General features: G+C 45.5%; 10 protein-coding genes and 1 pseudogene. 4 read left to right on the forward strand and 7 right to left on the reverse strand.

The annotated features are described in order from the left end of the window. Positions 1-221: 221 nt before the first annotated feature. The gene (gene hypD / locus MJ770_RS06000) at positions 222-1,334 is read right to left on the reverse strand and encodes a hydrogenase formation protein HypD (RefSeq protein WP_239250703.1); all 1,113 of its coding nucleotides are present in this window, start codon (positions 1,332-1,334) and stop codon (positions 222-224) included. Further along, the gene (locus MJ770_RS06005) at positions 1,331-1,573 is read right to left on the reverse strand and encodes a HypC/HybG/HupF family hydrogenase formation chaperone (RefSeq protein ID WP_239250704.1); all 243 of its coding nucleotides are present in this window, start codon (positions 1,571-1,573) and stop codon (positions 1,331-1,333) included. The genes hypD and MJ770_RS06005 overlap by 4 nt, the downstream gene beginning before the upstream one ends. Before the next feature lie 1,139 nt (positions 1,574-2,712). Between MJ770_RS06005 and MJ770_RS06010 the strand changes: the two genes are divergently transcribed. Then, positions 2,713-3,573, forward strand: a complete 861-nt coding sequence (locus MJ770_RS06010; protein WP_239250705.1) for a sulfurtransferase — start codon at positions 2,713-2,715, stop codon at positions 3,571-3,573. Between the two features lie 606 nt (positions 3,574-4,179). Here MJ770_RS06010 and MJ770_RS06015 read toward each other — a convergent pair. Beyond that, entirely contained in the window at positions 4,180-5,448 is a 1,269-nt protein-coding gene (locus tag MJ770_RS06015) for an NAD(P)/FAD-dependent oxidoreductase (protein WP_239250706.1), read from the reverse strand. 39 nt (positions 5,449-5,487) lie between these two features. After that, positions 5,488-5,772 (reverse strand): ArsR/SmtB family transcription factor, encoded by a 285-nt coding sequence (locus MJ770_RS06020; protein WP_239250707.1) that lies wholly within the window; start codon positions 5,770-5,772, stop codon positions 5,488-5,490. 92 nt (positions 5,773-5,864) lie between these two features. On the opposite strand from MJ770_RS06020, the gene MJ770_RS06025 reads away from it, so the two are divergent. Genes MJ770_RS06025 through MJ770_RS06035 form a run of 3 tightly spaced genes read left to right on the forward strand, consistent with a single transcriptional unit; the run spans position 5,865 to position 10,867 of the window. Continuing rightward, positions 5,865-8,534, forward strand: a complete 2,670-nt coding sequence (locus MJ770_RS06025; protein ID WP_239250708.1) for an efflux RND transporter permease subunit — start codon at positions 5,865-5,867, stop codon at positions 8,532-8,534. 42 nt (positions 8,535-8,576) lie between these two features. Continuing rightward, entirely contained in the window at positions 8,577-9,395 is an 819-nt protein-coding gene (locus MJ770_RS06030; RefSeq protein WP_239250709.1) for an outer membrane lipoprotein-sorting protein, read from the forward strand. Continuing rightward, positions 9,395-10,867, forward strand: a complete 1,473-nt coding sequence (locus MJ770_RS06035; RefSeq protein WP_239250710.1) for a hypothetical protein — start codon at positions 9,395-9,397, stop codon at positions 10,865-10,867. Before MJ770_RS06030 ends, MJ770_RS06035 begins: the two co-directional genes overlap by 1 nt. 219 nt (positions 10,868-11,086) lie before the next feature. On the opposite strand, the gene MJ770_RS06040 is transcribed toward MJ770_RS06035, so the two are convergent. The 3 genes and pseudogenes from MJ770_RS06040 to MJ770_RS15590 all read right to left on the reverse strand — a co-directional run. Continuing rightward, on the reverse strand, positions 11,087-12,436 hold the full coding sequence (locus MJ770_RS06040) for a YihY/virulence factor BrkB family protein (protein ID WP_239250711.1): 1,350 nt from the start codon (positions 12,434-12,436) through the stop codon (positions 11,087-11,089). A 493-nt stretch (positions 12,437-12,929) separates the two neighbouring features. Beyond that, the gene (locus MJ770_RS06045) at positions 12,930-14,753 is read right to left on the reverse strand and encodes a hypothetical protein (RefSeq protein ID WP_239250712.1); all 1,824 of its coding nucleotides are present in this window, start codon (positions 14,751-14,753) and stop codon (positions 12,930-12,932) included. A 659-nt stretch (positions 14,754-15,412) separates the two neighbouring features. Beyond that, positions 15,413-15,622 (reverse strand): annotated as a pseudogene (locus tag MJ770_RS15590) (transposase); the annotation flags it as partial. Between the last annotated feature and the right edge of the window lie 333 nt (positions 15,623-15,955).

The raw sequence follows: 15,955 nt of genomic DNA on the forward strand, positions 1-15,955 counted from the left end.
AACTTTCAACCCGGAAAGGATTACAAAAAATGCTTGACACGAACAATAGAATCTCAGGGCGAACGGAACTCAAAAATCCGTCCGTCTTAAACTTAAGAACAAATAGAATTCAAAAATCCGTTCGTCCTGAGCTTGTCGAAGGATAAAAGGATTTTGAGCTGATTTTTCATCTTGAGCTTATCGAAGGGTTGCCCACTACGCATCACTTAGAGCCTTATACATCAATCAGAATCCCGAAAGCGCCCATAACTATAATGCGCGGCACACGCGCCTTCCGATGACACCATGCAGGAACCGATCGGGTTGTCCGGCGTGCACACTGTGCCGAAAATCTTGCATTCCTGCGGACGTTTATCGCCGCGCAAAACAGCGGCGCATTCACACGCCTTGTGATCGTGGACGGCTACATAATCAATGCTGAATTTCAACTCTGCGTCGAATTCAGCGAACGCAGACCGCAGTTTCAAAGCGCTGTGAGGCAGACTGCCCAAGCCTCGCCACTCGAACACCTCACGCAACTCGAACACCTCTTCAACCAATGCCTGTGCCTTAAGATTACCTTCGCGAGTTACCGCACGTGTAAATTCGTTTTCTACTGTTGCACGCCCTCCGTTGATCTGGCGTATTAACATAAGTATTGCCTGCATCACATCAAGCGGTTCAAATCCGGCAATCACCACCGGCTTACCGTAATCATTTGCGAACACTTCATACGGCTTGCTGCCAATAATGGTAGATACATGCGCCGGACCTATGAACCCGTCCAGTTCCACCCTGCCATTCACAGTCAGGATCGCGTGCATCGCCGCCGGAGTAAGCACATGGTTGCATAGAATGCTGAAATTCTTGAGCCTCTCGACTGCTGCCTGTTTGACCGCCACCGCCGTAGGCGGGGTGGTAGTCTCGAAGCCGATAGCGAAAAATACGACCTGTCGATTCGGGTTATCCCGCGCGATCTTCAGCGCGTCCTGTGTCGAGTAGATCATGCGCACGTCCGCTCCGCCAGACTTCGCGCGCATCAGGGTAAAATTATCGGAACACGGCACACGCATGGTGTCAGCATAGGTGCACAAGATCACGCCATGCTCACGCGCCAGCCGAATCGCCTGATCCACACGACCGATCGGCAGCACGCAGACAGGACAACCCGGGCCATGGATCATTCGCACACTGGCTGGAAGCAAGTCCGCAATACCATAGCGGGACAGAGCGTGGGTATGGCCGCCGCAGAATTCCATCAGGCGATAACCGGATGCAGCTGTCGCTTCGAAGGCGATGTTGGCGGCAATATTCATGCCCAATTCACCGCCACGAAATTCATCTACATATTTCATGCTTCACCACCATATAAGTCATCCATAGTGCTTATCTCGGCAAACAATGCCAGCGTTTGTGCAGCTTCTTCCTGGTCAAGCTTTTGCAACGCATAGCCAACATGCACAATGACATAATCTCCCACCGCGATATTTTCCACCAAGGCAAGTGAGATTTCCTTGCGCATCCCGCCCAGATTAATGATAGCGCTGTTTTCAGCGATTAATTGTTCGATACGAGCGGGAATGGCGAGGCACATATTCAGACTCCTTGTTTGATCAAAAAAACTATTAAATCTGCTTTCAACCATGGACAAAGCCCTGCTTTCCTTCACTAAAAGAATTCTTGGGAGCGGGTGCATCACCTCCATATTTTCAAGCAATAAAACACCAAGTTATCAACGAACTCGTTCTTAACGGGCAGGCGTTATTATTATCCCTTTTGAATTAAGAACCAACGAGCGGCACAGCTCGCAGGCTTTAAAATTCGTGCTTAGGGACAATTTTGTAAACACAGATCGAACCATTGAGAAATTGAATATATATCATTATGCCTTTCTGAATTGTATCCGACGGCACACTTTTTAAATTAATGTTGGTTTCTACAGTTCCAGCCACTGATCTAGTATTCAGTTACAACCGAACGCATTTTTTCCCAAAGCTTCAAGACAATTGAGTCAGAACTCTTCATTAACAAAGACCTCCCTGTTCGAATTTTCCTGCATAACACCAAATCAAGCCGACAAACCTGATAGGCTAAATGCGTGAATAAATATATGGCATGCTGAGTTCCAAGCAAAAGTATTCGGCGTATGCCAAGTATGTTGTGCAGGGTAACAACGAACAGCTGACTCGATTTTATAACCGAAATAACACCGCTTTGCTTATCGCTACGACAGAATTCGTTAACTGGTTAAGCCGAGAAAAATACAACATTTTAAAGAAAGCATAATGGCGAGTTTAATCATCCATTCTGGCCTGTCGATTGAACAGATTGTCAAAACTACCGCTGCTTATTATCATAAACCGGTAGCGTTGCTCAGACAATTAAAGAAGAAACGAAATAGCAATCCAACAGAACGAAGAATTGCCATTTATTTATGGACGTCTCTAAAAATTAATCACTCCCACTTTCGCGTCAGTAACTTAAAATTGAATTTTTAGAGGTGCCCATGTGTCAACATGATCGTGAACATCGATTAAATGCAATTGCTGACTACTTTGGACTTGAGTTCAGGCTCAGTTAGCCATATCACCTGCTTAGCGAGAATGCAATTAAGCAAAGAGATCGAGTTGACGATTAAAATAAGAAAGTCTGTAAATTCATTATTAATGAAGAAAATTCTGTCGGTGGGCTACAAAAACCAGTGATCATCAAAATTTTTCAGGATGGGAAATTATGTTAAAGAAAGTATTATATTCACCCGAAGAGCTGCAAAAATTGGCTGACGAAGACAATGCCGTCATTATCGATGTACGTGATGCCGAGGAGTATGCCAAAGAACATATCCCTGGCGCAGTTAATATGCCAGATATGTTTTATGAACTATCCATGACCACCGAAGAAGGTTTACGCGAAATGACTGATAAATTTAAGCGTTTGTTTTCGAAAGTTGGCATTTCAAAGGATAAAATTGCTGTTCTCTATGAAGACAATTTGAGTACCCGTTATGGCGGATCCTGTCGTGGTTATTACCAGCTATCATATATGGGCCAGGAAAATGTAGGTATTCTGGAAGGAGGCCTTGCTAAATGGAAGAAAGAAGGCTTACCAACGAATGATGAAGTGGTCACACCTGTACCAACTATTTTCGTACCAAAAATTAATGACTCGATAATGGCCACCAAAGATACGATGAAGCATGCGCTGGATAATCCAGATATTAAATTACTGGACAACCGCGACAAGGTGGAATGGATCGGCGAAAGCTCATCACCTTACGGCGTCGACTTTGCTCCACGGAAAGGTCGTATCCCTGGTGCAAAATGGATCGAGTGGTATGACTTTATGGAAAAAGATAATAGTGACTCTATCTCACACTTTAGATCACCAGAGGCTATTCAAGAGATCTGTGCGAAGCGTGGCTTATATCCGGATGATGACATCATCATCTATTGCTTCAAAGGCGCTCGTGCTTCGAATACCTTGGTCGCTATGAAAATGGCTGGTTTTAAGAAAATTCGTAACTACTATGGATCATGGAATGAATGGTCACGTGATATGTCTTTGCCTATTGATGACAAGGTTCTTGTTGCCTGATAATCATTAGCGGAAATGGTAAAAAGGTAAAACTGCCGAGGTGTTTTAAGGCCAATCACCTCGGCAGCTCTTGCAGCATAACAATAGCGGGGCGCGCCTCTTGATCAACACATGTAAGAGAAGATATCGAATGGACGAATGAAGCAAAAGAGGTTTTCAAATTTATCATTTATCAAGCAATTTGACACATCATTCAACATTTTTTCATTGCGCCAAATACCTTTAATCCCAGCTTCTTTAGTAATTTTGCCATTGGACAGAAGTGGCTAAAAGATACCTGAAAAAGGATTGCACCGACAAAGGCTGTAGGGCGTCTCTAAAAATTCAATTTTTTATGCCAAACAAGACACCAGTAAAAAACTTGTGCGCAGCATATGCTTGATATGTATGCGATAAATTTTTTCGAGCAACGCAGTATTGTATCGAAGCGGGATGAGCAGGCAAGCCGCAATGCGGCGGCTCGCAAAATTGGATTTTTAGAGGTGCCCTGTAAGCCAAAACCAAAGTACAGAGTGTAGTTGTGATAACAACAGGCTGCTAACAATCATACTGCCTGCGAATACCATTACCATACGATCAATATTCTTGGTTATTGCTCCTTATTGCCTATTTGAGTTTATTAATACCCAATGCCTTTAATATGTAACGTTCATAGATAGGTTCCGTCGTTCCTTTTCTAACTTTGTGCAAAAAATATTTTTCATAGGCTATCTTGGCGTAATGCACCCATTTACCAGACTTTGCCCAAGTAACATTGCGTGGTGGTATTTGTGGGATAGCCACGAAAGCGGCACCTGTATCCCCCATATCTGCCAGACAAATGGCATTCCATGTCGCTTCCGTGGATGGCGCTTTGCCATTGAGGGCATCACGAATATTATGCGCGGCTGCGGTCGCCATTGATTCAATCATATATCCAGTCTTCGGGACTCCGACTGGCACTGGCGTTTTCTCTAGTGGTGCAATCGCAACACATACTCCAATCGCATAAATATTTTCATAACTAGGGTTGCGTTGGTACTTATCAATTTTAATAAAACCACGTGGATTAGACAGGCCTTCGATATTGCTGACGGCCTCGATGCCGGTGAATGCCGGTAACATCATTGAATAACTAAAGGGGAGTTCGTGACGTTGTTTTTCAGAGCCGTCTTCATTATGTTCAAGCACGTGCATCATGCCATCTTCAACGCGTTCTACTTTTGCATTGGTAATCCATTTGATGTGACGCTCGCGTAGCAAACCTTCCATCATGGATTTTGAATCGCCGACACCGCCCAATCCCAAATGACCAATATAAGGCTCTGGTGTCACGTAGACCATGGGTACTTGATCCCGCAAGCGTCGTTTGCGCAGATCTGCATCCATAATGAATGCGAATTCATAGGCTGGCCCGTAACAGGAAGCGCCTTGCGCCGCACCAACGACAACTGGGCCTGGTTTCTGTATGAAATTATCCCAGGCTGCCGCTGCATTATTAGCATGATCAACATGACAAATGGAATGTGTAAAGCCTTCTGGCCCCAAACCTTCGACCTCTTCGAATGCTAAACGTGGTCCGGTGGCAATTACCAGATAATCATAGATTAAATCGGATCCGTCACACAATTCCAAGCGGTTTTCTTCTGGGTGCACACGTTTGACCCCCACGGCGCTAAAAGAAATATCTTTCTTATTTAGATAGGGAGCAAGTTCAACTTTAATATCTGCTGGTTTGCGCCAATTGACAGCGACCCACGGATTTGACGGAACAAAATGAAAAGTTTCGCTATCAGAGACCACCATAACTTCGTCTTCCTTGCCAGCAAGACAGCGCATTTCATAAGCCATGGATATACCACCGATGCCGCCGCCGATAATAATGATTTTTGACATTATTCAACCCTCCTTAGTATTTTCACACTGATTGATTATTCATTTTTTTTCACAATAGATGCCATACAGAACTTCAATTACACGCCGCGCGCTTTCATCCTTCAAGGAATAATAGGCACTCTGTCCTTCACGTCTACATTCCACGATTTCTTCATGGCGCAAGCGCGACAAATGTTGTGACAACGCTGATTGACTCAAACCGATCAGTTTTTCCAGTTCACCGACTGTGCGCTCTTGCTTGATAATGTTGCACAACACCATCAAGCGAGCTGGGTTCGCCAACGACTTTAATAACTTTGATGCGGCGAAAGCATTTCCTTGCATATCTTCCATATTAGTATTAGTTGATTATTATATTAAGATATACTAATATTATGCCAAGGTTTTCTTTATGTCAATTCAAAACGGAGTATTAAGTGACGCAAAATAAATTTGCAGAAAGCGTTATCCGTTTTTCCTTGGATAGACCTCGAACAATCATTTCGGCAGTAGTTGTGTTGACTCTATTGCTCGTTACGCTGGCGACCTTGCCTAGCATCTGGCCGCAGCAATTTCCTGCTTTGCAGAGTCTTCAAATAGATACCGACCCCGAAAATATGTTGCCTGAAACGGAGCCGGCGCGTATTTTCCATAATCATGCCAAGAAGGAATTCTCGTTGTATGACATGGTTGTTGTCGGAATCATCAATGACAAACACCCGAATGGCGTATTTAACGTCGCCTCTCTCACCCGAATTTTCAAATTAACAGAATTCGCCCGACAGATAAACTGGCCTGATTCCCAGGATCCCAATAAAGTGGAAGGTGTCATCGAAGTCGACATGATTGCGCCGTCCATGGTCGACAATATCGAACAAGGTGGTTTGGGTGCAGTAAATTTCAGCTGGCTGATGCCGCAACCTCCCGCCAGTGAGGAAGAGGCGGTTGCTGTACGCGATCGTGCTGCGCGTATTCCCTTTTTGCACGATACGCTGGTCAGCGGTGACGGCAAAGCGATCGCCTTATATCTGCCACTGACCAATAAGCATATTTCCTATCAAGTCAGGGAAGCGTTACTGAAATATGTTGAAGATTGGAAGGGGTCGGGTGACCAGATCTTCATCACGGGTTTGCCGGTAGCTGAAGACACCTTCGGTGTTGAGATGTTTGTCCAAATGGCTATATCGGCACCGATGGCCATGCTGGTGATCTTTTGTCTGCTTTGGAGGTTTTTTAGAAATCTCGTCTTAATCAGCTCGCCGATGATTCTAGCTGTGGTTTGCTCTTTATCTACCATGGCAATGTTGGTGATTTCTGGTAATACCGTGCATATCATGAGTTCGATGATTCCAATTTTCATTATGCCTATTGCGGTTTTGGATTCAGTGCATATTCTGTCAGAATTTTTTGATCGTTATCCGCAAATTAAAGACCGTCGGCGCACCATAGAACAGGTTATGAAACATCTATTCAAACCGATGTTATTCACTTCACTGACAACCATCGCTGGTTTTGCTTCATTAGCGCTGACACCTATCCCACCCGTACAGGTATTTGGCATCTTCATAGCTATTGGTGTCTTCCTGGCCTGGTTATGGACTATTATTTTTATACCCGCATTTATCATGCTAATTCCGGAACATAAACTGTCAAATTTCGGACATGCTTCCGGTAATGTAGAAGATTCAACACCTATGAGCCGGACGCTTCACAAGGTCGGCGTGTGGACCTATGATCATTCACGAAAAATCAGCGCGGGCACATTTGCGCTAGTGCTCATCGCAGCCTGGGGTATCAGCCTGATCCAGATTAACGACAATCCAATCAAGTGGTTTACTACCTCACATCCCATACGTGTTGCCGACAAGGTGTTAAACGAGCATTTCGGTGGCACCTATATGGCTTATCTTCAATTTGAGCAATCATCCAATATTGTGCCGCTCACGGATTATGCGCAGCTTTTGAAACAAAGGCTGCAAGTACGCAAGACACAATCTATAGGCAATAAATTCTTATTTTCCGGGAAAGTATTCGATCAAGCCATCAACAAATTAAAGGCCGAATTGCCCTCTGCGGAATCCAAAGACAAGCTGTTGTCCGTTTTGATCGTAATGGCGCAAACCTCACTTGATAAAGCGCCCGATGATGAATATTACGCGTGGGATGATCTATTGTTATTTTTTGATGAAGAACGCCAGCGTGATGAGATTTTCAAACAACCGGAAGTTCTGAATTATCTGGATAAATTGCAGCAACACCTGCTGACGACCGGAATTGTCGGCAAATCTAATTCTGTGGTAGATGTGGTTAAGACTGTGCATAGAGAGTTGCTGCTTGGCAAAGTTGAGGCGTTCCGCATACCAGACACGGCCAGTGCGGTGGCGCAAACGCTCATTACGTATCAGAACAGCCATCGCCCACAGGATCTCTGGCATTTTGTCACGCCAGATTACCGTAAAGCGGTGCTTTGGTTGCAACTGAACAGTGGTGACAATCAGGATATGGAAACCGTCATCGAATCTGTCGAAACTTTTGTTGTTGATAACCCGCCACCACATGCACTTGAACCACATTGGTTTGGCTTAACCTATATCAATACCGTGTGGCAAAACAAGATGGTGTCGGGAATGCTGGAAGCATTTGCCGGTAGTTTCGTAATCGTATTGCTGATGATGGTGTTCTTGTTTCGCTCGCTGTTGTGGGGGATATTAGCCATGATCCCGTTAACAGTCTCAGTTGGCTTAATCTACGGTATTGTCGGACTTACAGGCAAAAACTATGATATGCCCGTAGCAGTGTTGAGCTCACTGAGTCTGGGTCTGGCGGTGGATTATGCGATCCATTTTCTGGCTCGAGCCCGCGAAGCTGGCAAAAATCATGCTTCATGGCAGGAAACAATTCCCGAAATGTTTGGCGAACCAGCGCGTGCAATTACCCGCAATGCAATTGTTCTTGGCGCAGGTTTTTTGCCTTTACTGGCAGCACCGCTCATTCCCTATAAAACAGTGGGTGTATTTATCGCCGCGATTATCGTCTGTGCCGGCATCGCTTCATTGCTGATTTTACCGGCAACAATCCGGATATTGGAAAAATGGCTTTTTCGGTAATGGATACTGTTAAATTAAATTTATCAATATGATGGAGGCTACATGAAAGGCAAACTATTAAATCTAATCGCTGCGTGCCTTATGGTTGTAGGAGGCCAAGCTATTGCAAAATCTCCATCTGTCGAAGAGATTGTCCATCGCGCCAACAAGGTATCTTATTACGCGGGACAAGACGGACGTGCTCAAGTAGAGATGACAATAACTGATAATCAGCACCGTGAGCGTAATCGGCGTATGACAATTCTGCGTAAAGATGTGCCTGAAACGGACGCGCTGGAGAAAGGTGCTTATCGAGGTAAGCAAAAATTCTACGTCTATTTCACGCGTCCTGCCGATGTCAATAAAATGGCTTTTCTGGTCTGGAAGGAACTTGATTCCGATGATGAACGCTGGTTGTATTTACCTGCGCTGGACCTGGTAAAACGTATTGCTGCATCAGATAAACGTACCAGTTTCGTTGGTTCCGATTTCTACTATGAAGATGTATCTGGTCGAGATATTGATGAAGATAGCCACGAATTGATTGAGACAACTGACAATTATTACGTACTCAAAAACACGCCGATTGATCGATCATCGGTAGAATTTGATCACTACAAGATGTACATCCATAAGGGCACATTCATTCCGGTACAAGTTGAATATTATGATGCACAAGGCAGCAAGTACCGCGTTGCCACAGCACTTAAGTTAGATACCATTCAAGGGCATCCGACAGTCACCAAAGCCAGCATGGAAAACCTGAAAACTGGAAGCAAAACAGTGATGAACTATAGTGACGTGAAATACGATATTGGTCTAACCGATGATATCTTTAGCGAACGTTATCTACGCAAACCCCCAATAAAATTTCTGCGTTAATGAAATTATCCGTCACTCTAGTTTTCTTATATTGGCTGATTATTTTACCGGTCATGGCAAAAGAACCGGCCCTGCCAGCTGGACTCGACAAAGACAATAGCAATGAGCCAGATCTGCCCGCTGGTTTCACCATTAAGAAGTCAGCGTTACCTGAAGTTCATAATGACGAACCGGCTTTGCCCAGCGGGTTGAACAGTGCACCAGCACCAGCATTACTAGAAATACCAAGTGTGAAAAATGATGCCAAGTCTTTGTTGGGTTCCTCAACAGATGTGAAATTACCGTTTGCATTATCGGGTTTTTGGGAAGCACGGGGCGGTACACGCATCGTTAATGATGCGCATGAACGTAGCACATCAATCTCAGAAACCCGCTTGCAATTGGAGCTTGAAAAAAATTTTAGAGCTGCGTCTTTCAATCTGACGACCGATCTTATTTATGACAATGTGGCCAATAATCACAGAATTGATCTAGATACAGGCCGTGGCTGGATTGATTTGCGTAACGCAAACTTAACTTTTTCTCCAACGGGTTTTATGGACATAAAAGCGGGTAGACAGATACTCACTTGGGGTACGGGCGATCTGTTGTTTATTAATGACCTCTTTCCCAAGGATTGGAACGCATTCTTTATCGGTCGTGACGTAGAGTATTTGAAGGCGCCATCGGATACGTTCAAGACTTCATTGTTTAGTGATTTGGCCAATCTTGATATTGCTTACACACCGGAATTTGATGCGGATCGATTTATCGATGGTCGTCGCATTTCGTTTTTTGCACCGCAACTGGGCGCAATCGCTGGCCGTAATGCCATTGTCCATAGCAATAAACCAAACGACGGTGAACTGGCTTTACGTCTGTATCGCAACCTGGGTAGTTATGAAGCTGCAGTGTATTTCTATGATGGTCACTGGAAAAGTCCTGGCGGATTTGATTCAGTTAATGGCCTTGCGTTGTTTCCAAAACTGCGTGTAACGGGAAGCAGCATTCGTGGTCCATTGGGTAAGGGTATCGGCAATATTGAAGTTGGTTACTATGATTCACGTGATGATAGCAGTGGGAACAATACATTTATCAACAATAGTGAGTTTAGACTACTGGCTGGCTATGAACAGGAAATCGACAAGAATTTGACGCTGGGTACCCAATACTACCTTGAGCATATTGTTGACTATAATACCTACCTGCGTTCCTTACCCACCGGGCTTTCTGCCCGTGATGAGAATCGACATCTATTAACGGTACGGTTAACACAACTAACACATAATCAGAATGTAACCTGGTCAGTATTTAGCTATTACTCGCCTTCGGATGCAGATTTTTATTTACGACCAAAGGTTAACTACCGGGTTGATGATCACTGGACAACAGAGCTAGGTGGCAATATGTTTGGCGGCAAAAATGTTCATACTTTCTTCGGTCAATTTCAGGACAATAGCAATGTTTATCTGGCGCTTCGTTACGGCTTTTGATCGCTGATTTTAAGTGTGAATGGTAAATTAGAGAACAAGTTTTCGCCTGCCCTCCCCTCATCAGCAGGGCGTGCCCTGGCGCGTTAACTCAGTCAGTCAGACATATACAATCGCGCCACTCTGTCACGTTCCAGCACCCTGCGGCACGCAAGAATTTTGTATGAATAAGTCGAGTCAATCAACGTTAACGCTATGCCTCGCCTGGGAGCGCCCGATATACTATGTATCGTCGTCGGCCTTATTGTCCTCCGTAACCAACTGTTTCAACGTGGTAGCCCCTAGCAGCTGCGATAAGTTCGTATCCACAGAGGCGAACACTTTCTCGATTTCAGGTTCCAGGCGGACTTGTCTACGATGCAGCTCATTGTTCTCGTATGCATATCTCACCGCGTCGAGCACCGTTTTTACGGTCATATTTTCTACTGGGCTGGCAGGCAAGTATTTTGGATGGTCATCGTTCGACTGTGTGAGCAACTGACCTTGCTCTAACGTATCTAACACCTGCAACATAATATCTTCAGACACATTCAACACAACAGACAGCTCTCCCGCCGTGCTCATGGCGTTACCAGCGTAAAAATCCTTAGTGATTTTGAGCATGATAGCCAGCGCAATTTTTTCTCTTTGGTCGAGGCTAAGGTTCAGTTGGCCTCGCGGCGTCAAAGCGTAGTCCGGATGTTGAACGTAGAATGCGATGCTCGCTCCAGTAAGTAAGACCAGCCAGCCTAGATAGAGCCATATCAAGAAGAACATCAGTGACGCAAACGCCGAGTAAATCGCCGTATAGTTCGCCGAGGTAACCACAAATGATGCAAAAACCCAGCCCAGCGTTTCCCAAAGTATGCCAGATACTACGCCACCGGCCAGCGCCGCCTTAAAATGAACCTTGGTGTTTGGAATGAACGAATAGATAAATGTAAAAGCAGCAATAATGAGCAGATAAGGCAGTAGGGTAGTCGCAAGATGTACAGCACTGCCCAGTGGCCCAATTTCCGACAAGCGCTGCACAACGCTATTGTTCAACATTGAACCGGTGACGCCAAGCGCTGCAAAAACCAGCACTGGTCCGATCATCAGAACTGATAGATAGTCACTAAATCGCTGTGCAAAATTGCGTGACTGTGTGACACGCCAAGTATAGTTGAACGATGTTTCCACCTTCTGCATTAAGGACACAACCGTGTAAAACAAAAGGGCCAAGCCCATGGAGCCGAGCACACCGACCTGGATATTCTCCACGAAATTTACAATATTAGTAGTAATCTCCACGCCTTTATTGCCCAGTGGTTCAAGCATGTTTTGTATTGCAGGCTCCAGTTGATTGTGTACACCGAACGCTTTAAGCACGGAAAAGCTCACCGCAATCAGCGGTGCCAACGACAGTAAAGAAGAATAAACCAGGCTCATCGCCCGTAGCGTCAATTGGCCTTCAATCAGGTCACGCACTACCGCGTAAGCAATTAGCGCAGCACGTGCAAATACATGCCGCCACAGGGGTAATTGTTGCGCCTCAGACTGCCACAGCTTGAGTCGCAGTTGTGCTATATATCGTTCGAAACGTTCAAGCATGAATAGATGCCGCTAGATAACAAATGGCAAGATCGGCAAAAAATTACGGATTATGACTATCCAGCCGAGAGGGATGGTACTAATAAACCGCTTATTACTCTAACGGAGATTGTGTGTATAGCAATCGATACTAGCACACCGGAGCCTTGGTCAATAACTTAAACCTGCAGCTGGTGTTGGCCTCAGCAATCAACGAGGACAAAGCGCTTTACAGAATAATCACACATCATCTCGATGTTAACAAAGCTACGCCCAGCACCGATGGATGCTGAAATCGTTGAACCAAATTCAGACCAAGACATCAATCAACCCACTGCGAGGGTGGCAGCGAGTTTTGTGAAAGAACTGGCTGCATTGATTACGTGAGCATACATACGCTTCATAAATCAAAAACGGCCAGCCAAGCAATTCCAATTCGCATGACTGGCCGCCTCTCCCCTCTCAATCCGCGCGGGCAATACTTAGAGATCCCCCCCCCGCACGGAGGCCGCAACTATTTTCGCCAGACAGCGATATAGCGGTGATTGGATTGAGCACCGTCATAGCCGGAAACAGCGCGTGTCAGGAGCCCGCCTTTCAGAGCGGAATTATATTCAGTCTGATATTGAGCAGATGTCAAACCGTGACGATCCTTGCGCTGGCCCGTTGGCTTCTGCGAAAAGATCACGGTGTAGAACGGATTACCATCGTGCATATAAGCATTGACGTAAGACGGCCGCCGTCCGGCTTTCGCATTCTCGTTGTAAAGCGCCTGATAGCTCGCCTCCGAAATCTGCGACTTGACCTGCCACGTGCCGATATTCTCCGACCGGTAGAGTACGGTGTAACGGCGCTGCCCGCCAACCGAGACCACCGAGACATTGACTGGATTAAGTTTTTTGCTCTTTGCTTCATCCATGACTGACATATGCTGATTGTAGGTCAGCCCGTGACGCGCCAGAAAACCACTTGGTTTGTCTTTGACGAGGATCATCGAATAACGAACCTGTCCTTTCACCAACGAACTCTCGACCTGAACCGGATAATATTTCTGCCCGGTCGCTTCGGAAAATTTCGCTTGATATGCTGCAGGCGTCAGCAGGTGATAGGCTTTCCATGAGCCATTTGCAGGACGCCAAACATGATTGATATACGCTTTTCCGCCTACAGAATACGTATCAATCCACTCCAGCCAATATCCAGACTCCGCCAGCCAATCGAATACTCGCTGGTAGGTGCCAGCGGGCATACCGTGACGCGCATACTCATTACCAAGCGACAACGGCGGCCAGATGAGCGTCGGTCCAGGCGGGATCATGTTGCCCTTGAACGATGTCCATTTGTTGATGTCTGCCTTGCCGTCTGTCACAGGTGTGGCAAGCCCGCGCTTGAACCGCAGCTGCGCAGGCTGGTCATCAACATCTTGTTTATGCACATGTAGATGTGGCCCAGACGAGTTACCGTTATTCCCGGCGTAGCCCAGAAAATCACCGGCTTTGATGCTTTTTTGTTGGGCAGCCGGGACATCAGCCTCGCTCGAAGCACCGGGAGTCGAATACAATGTTGCGTTATTCGGACACAAGCTTGTCGGCGGCGAACCCGTCTTCAAGTGTGCATAAAGAATGACAGAGCCATCGGCTTCTTCAACCAGAAAATGATTGCCGCCGCCAGACATGCGGTCATCGCGCCATGCCTGGTGTAACCACTTACGGTCAGCGAAGGGCTGATCAAACTCGTCCCCCAGTGCAGAACTGAAAGGACGCGGATTTTCCGGCGCATTTCGCCAACATCTGATAATTTTTCCCGACCCCATCGCATAGACTGGCTTGCCAAAAATATAATAGTCGGAATTTTTTGGATCCTTCGCATCATAGCCAGATTTTACCGAGGTCCAGACATTGTTACGCAGCTTCAGTGCACCAAGATCATAACCCCATTTTTGCGTTCCACTGTCAGAGTGGATTTTCTTGCCGCGATAATATCGCTCTCCAGCATTAAGATCCTCTCCTTTGAACGGCAGATCGTAGAGCGGGACGACGGTTCCTCTCTTGGCTTGAACGCCGCTGCGTTGTGGCATTATGATCGGAACATCGCCAATACGTTGCAAATCGTCATCGCTTTTTCTTATTGCAATCTTATTGACTGCTGCGCGATTTGGTTGTGCCTGAACCCGCTGTGGCGCCACGCGCTTCAGTTCTGCTTCAGACTGTTCTAAAAGAATCCGCCGGGGCTCACTTTGAGTCAAGCTATCGGCGACACTCATTGTTGATGCGGCAAACGCCGCCGCGCCGACTAGGATGCAGAGCATTGCGTGTTGTAATCTTCCTTTACTATTCATGGCCTTCTCTCCGTTTTAAGGGCGCAAACTACGCCCGCTACCACAGAAATAGTTTCTGTGCGTCTATCGCGACGTGAAGTGGATCACACCGCGCCAGCGTTCGTGAATTCTCTTCCATGCGTTTATTCCAACATAAAGCACGAAATACAATAGAGGCAGTTAAATTGGAAACACCACTATTATTACTCTGCACTGTGTAATCAAGTACCAAGCACACTCTGTGCCATGATTTAATAATTAATTAACAAATTGATTATAAGTTAATATATTATTTAACTTAGCGTAAGTAGTGGGTCATATTTGACTCACTAAAGTGAGTCAAATATGACATTAATGTACTGTAAAACCGCTACAGCAACTGGAGCGCACTCGTTTGACCCACTTCTGGGTCATATTTGACCCAGACAGGATATAAAGAGCCCCATATAGGCTGCGCGTCTTAATACCTCTGTGTTGCCCAGCTTTTGATACAAATTATGCGGGATCACAAGATCGTCTTTCTCTCCCTGTCCATTCCTATGAATACTTGGCCATTGATATTGCTCTGGCGTAAACACCATATTAGCGCGTACTGGATTCAGTTCTATATAACGCATACAGGTTAATAGATAACTTTCTTCCTGGACTAGATTAGCCTTATAACGTCCTTCCCAAATCGATCAACTTCCTCCATAGGTAGCGTTAATGTAGGGAACGTAATGGCGTCCTGTATGTTGCATCATCCTCGTAATACTCTGAGCATCTGATGGCGTAGCCAACAAATGAATATGATTTGTCATCAATACATAAGCGTGAATTTGGCATTGATATTTTTCTGCCGCTTCTTTTAATCGACTGAGATAAACCAGGTAGTCTGCATCATCATAAAATACAGGCTCTCGGCTTTAACACCTTTCTATTACAGTGACGAAAAGAATAGCAACCAAATAATAATATTTAAACGCCTTTAACCTGAATGCCACTAAGTTAAGGATATTTATCACTTACAAAACAATAACTTAATCAAGTATTGGCGTGGATTTCACCACAGCCTAATCGTGCTAAAAGGGCTTAACTTAGTGACATTCGCCTTTGCCCCCTTTAGTTTGTAGTTATGTGCGACCAAACACACCCCAAGTTTTAATTCCAAAGAGAACGGCGCTCTACACCAGAAAATAAAATGCCCCGCAAGGAGCAGGGCACTTTATATGTTAGCTGTAGGC

This window comes from Candidatus Nitrotoga sp. M5 (assembly GCF_927904885.1).
Classification (GTDB): domain Bacteria; phylum Pseudomonadota; class Gammaproteobacteria; order Burkholderiales; family Gallionellaceae; genus Nitrotoga.

Excerpts from the sequence above, each read along its gene's own strand:
- hypD (WP_239250703.1), bottom strand. The coding sequence starts at position 1,334 with ATGAAATATGTAGATGAATTTCGTGGCGGTGAATTGGGCATGAATATT.
- MJ770_RS06005 (WP_239250704.1), bottom strand. The coding sequence starts at position 1,573 with ATGTGCCTCGCCATTCCCGCTCGTATCGAACAATTAATCGCTGAAAAC.
- MJ770_RS06010 (WP_239250705.1), top strand. The coding sequence starts at position 2,713 with ATGTTAAAGAAAGTATTATATTCACCCGAAGAGCTGCAAAAATTGGCT.
- MJ770_RS06015 (WP_239250706.1), bottom strand. The coding sequence starts at position 5,448 with ATGTCAAAAATCATTATTATCGGCGGCGGCATCGGTGGTATATCCATG.
- MJ770_RS06020 (WP_239250707.1), bottom strand. The coding sequence starts at position 5,772 with ATGCAAGGAAATGCTTTCGCCGCATCAAAGTTATTAAAGTCGTTGGCG.
- MJ770_RS06030 (WP_239250709.1), top strand. The coding sequence starts at position 8,577 with ATGAAAGGCAAACTATTAAATCTAATCGCTGCGTGCCTTATGGTTGTA.
- MJ770_RS06035 (WP_239250710.1), top strand. The coding sequence starts at position 9,395 with ATGAAATTATCCGTCACTCTAGTTTTCTTATATTGGCTGATTATTTTA.
- MJ770_RS06040 (WP_239250711.1), bottom strand. The coding sequence starts at position 12,436 with ATGCTTGAACGTTTCGAACGATATATAGCACAACTGCGACTCAAGCTG.
- MJ770_RS06045 (WP_239250712.1), bottom strand. The coding sequence starts at position 14,753 with ATGAATAGTAAAGGAAGATTACAACACGCAATGCTCTGCATCCTAGTC.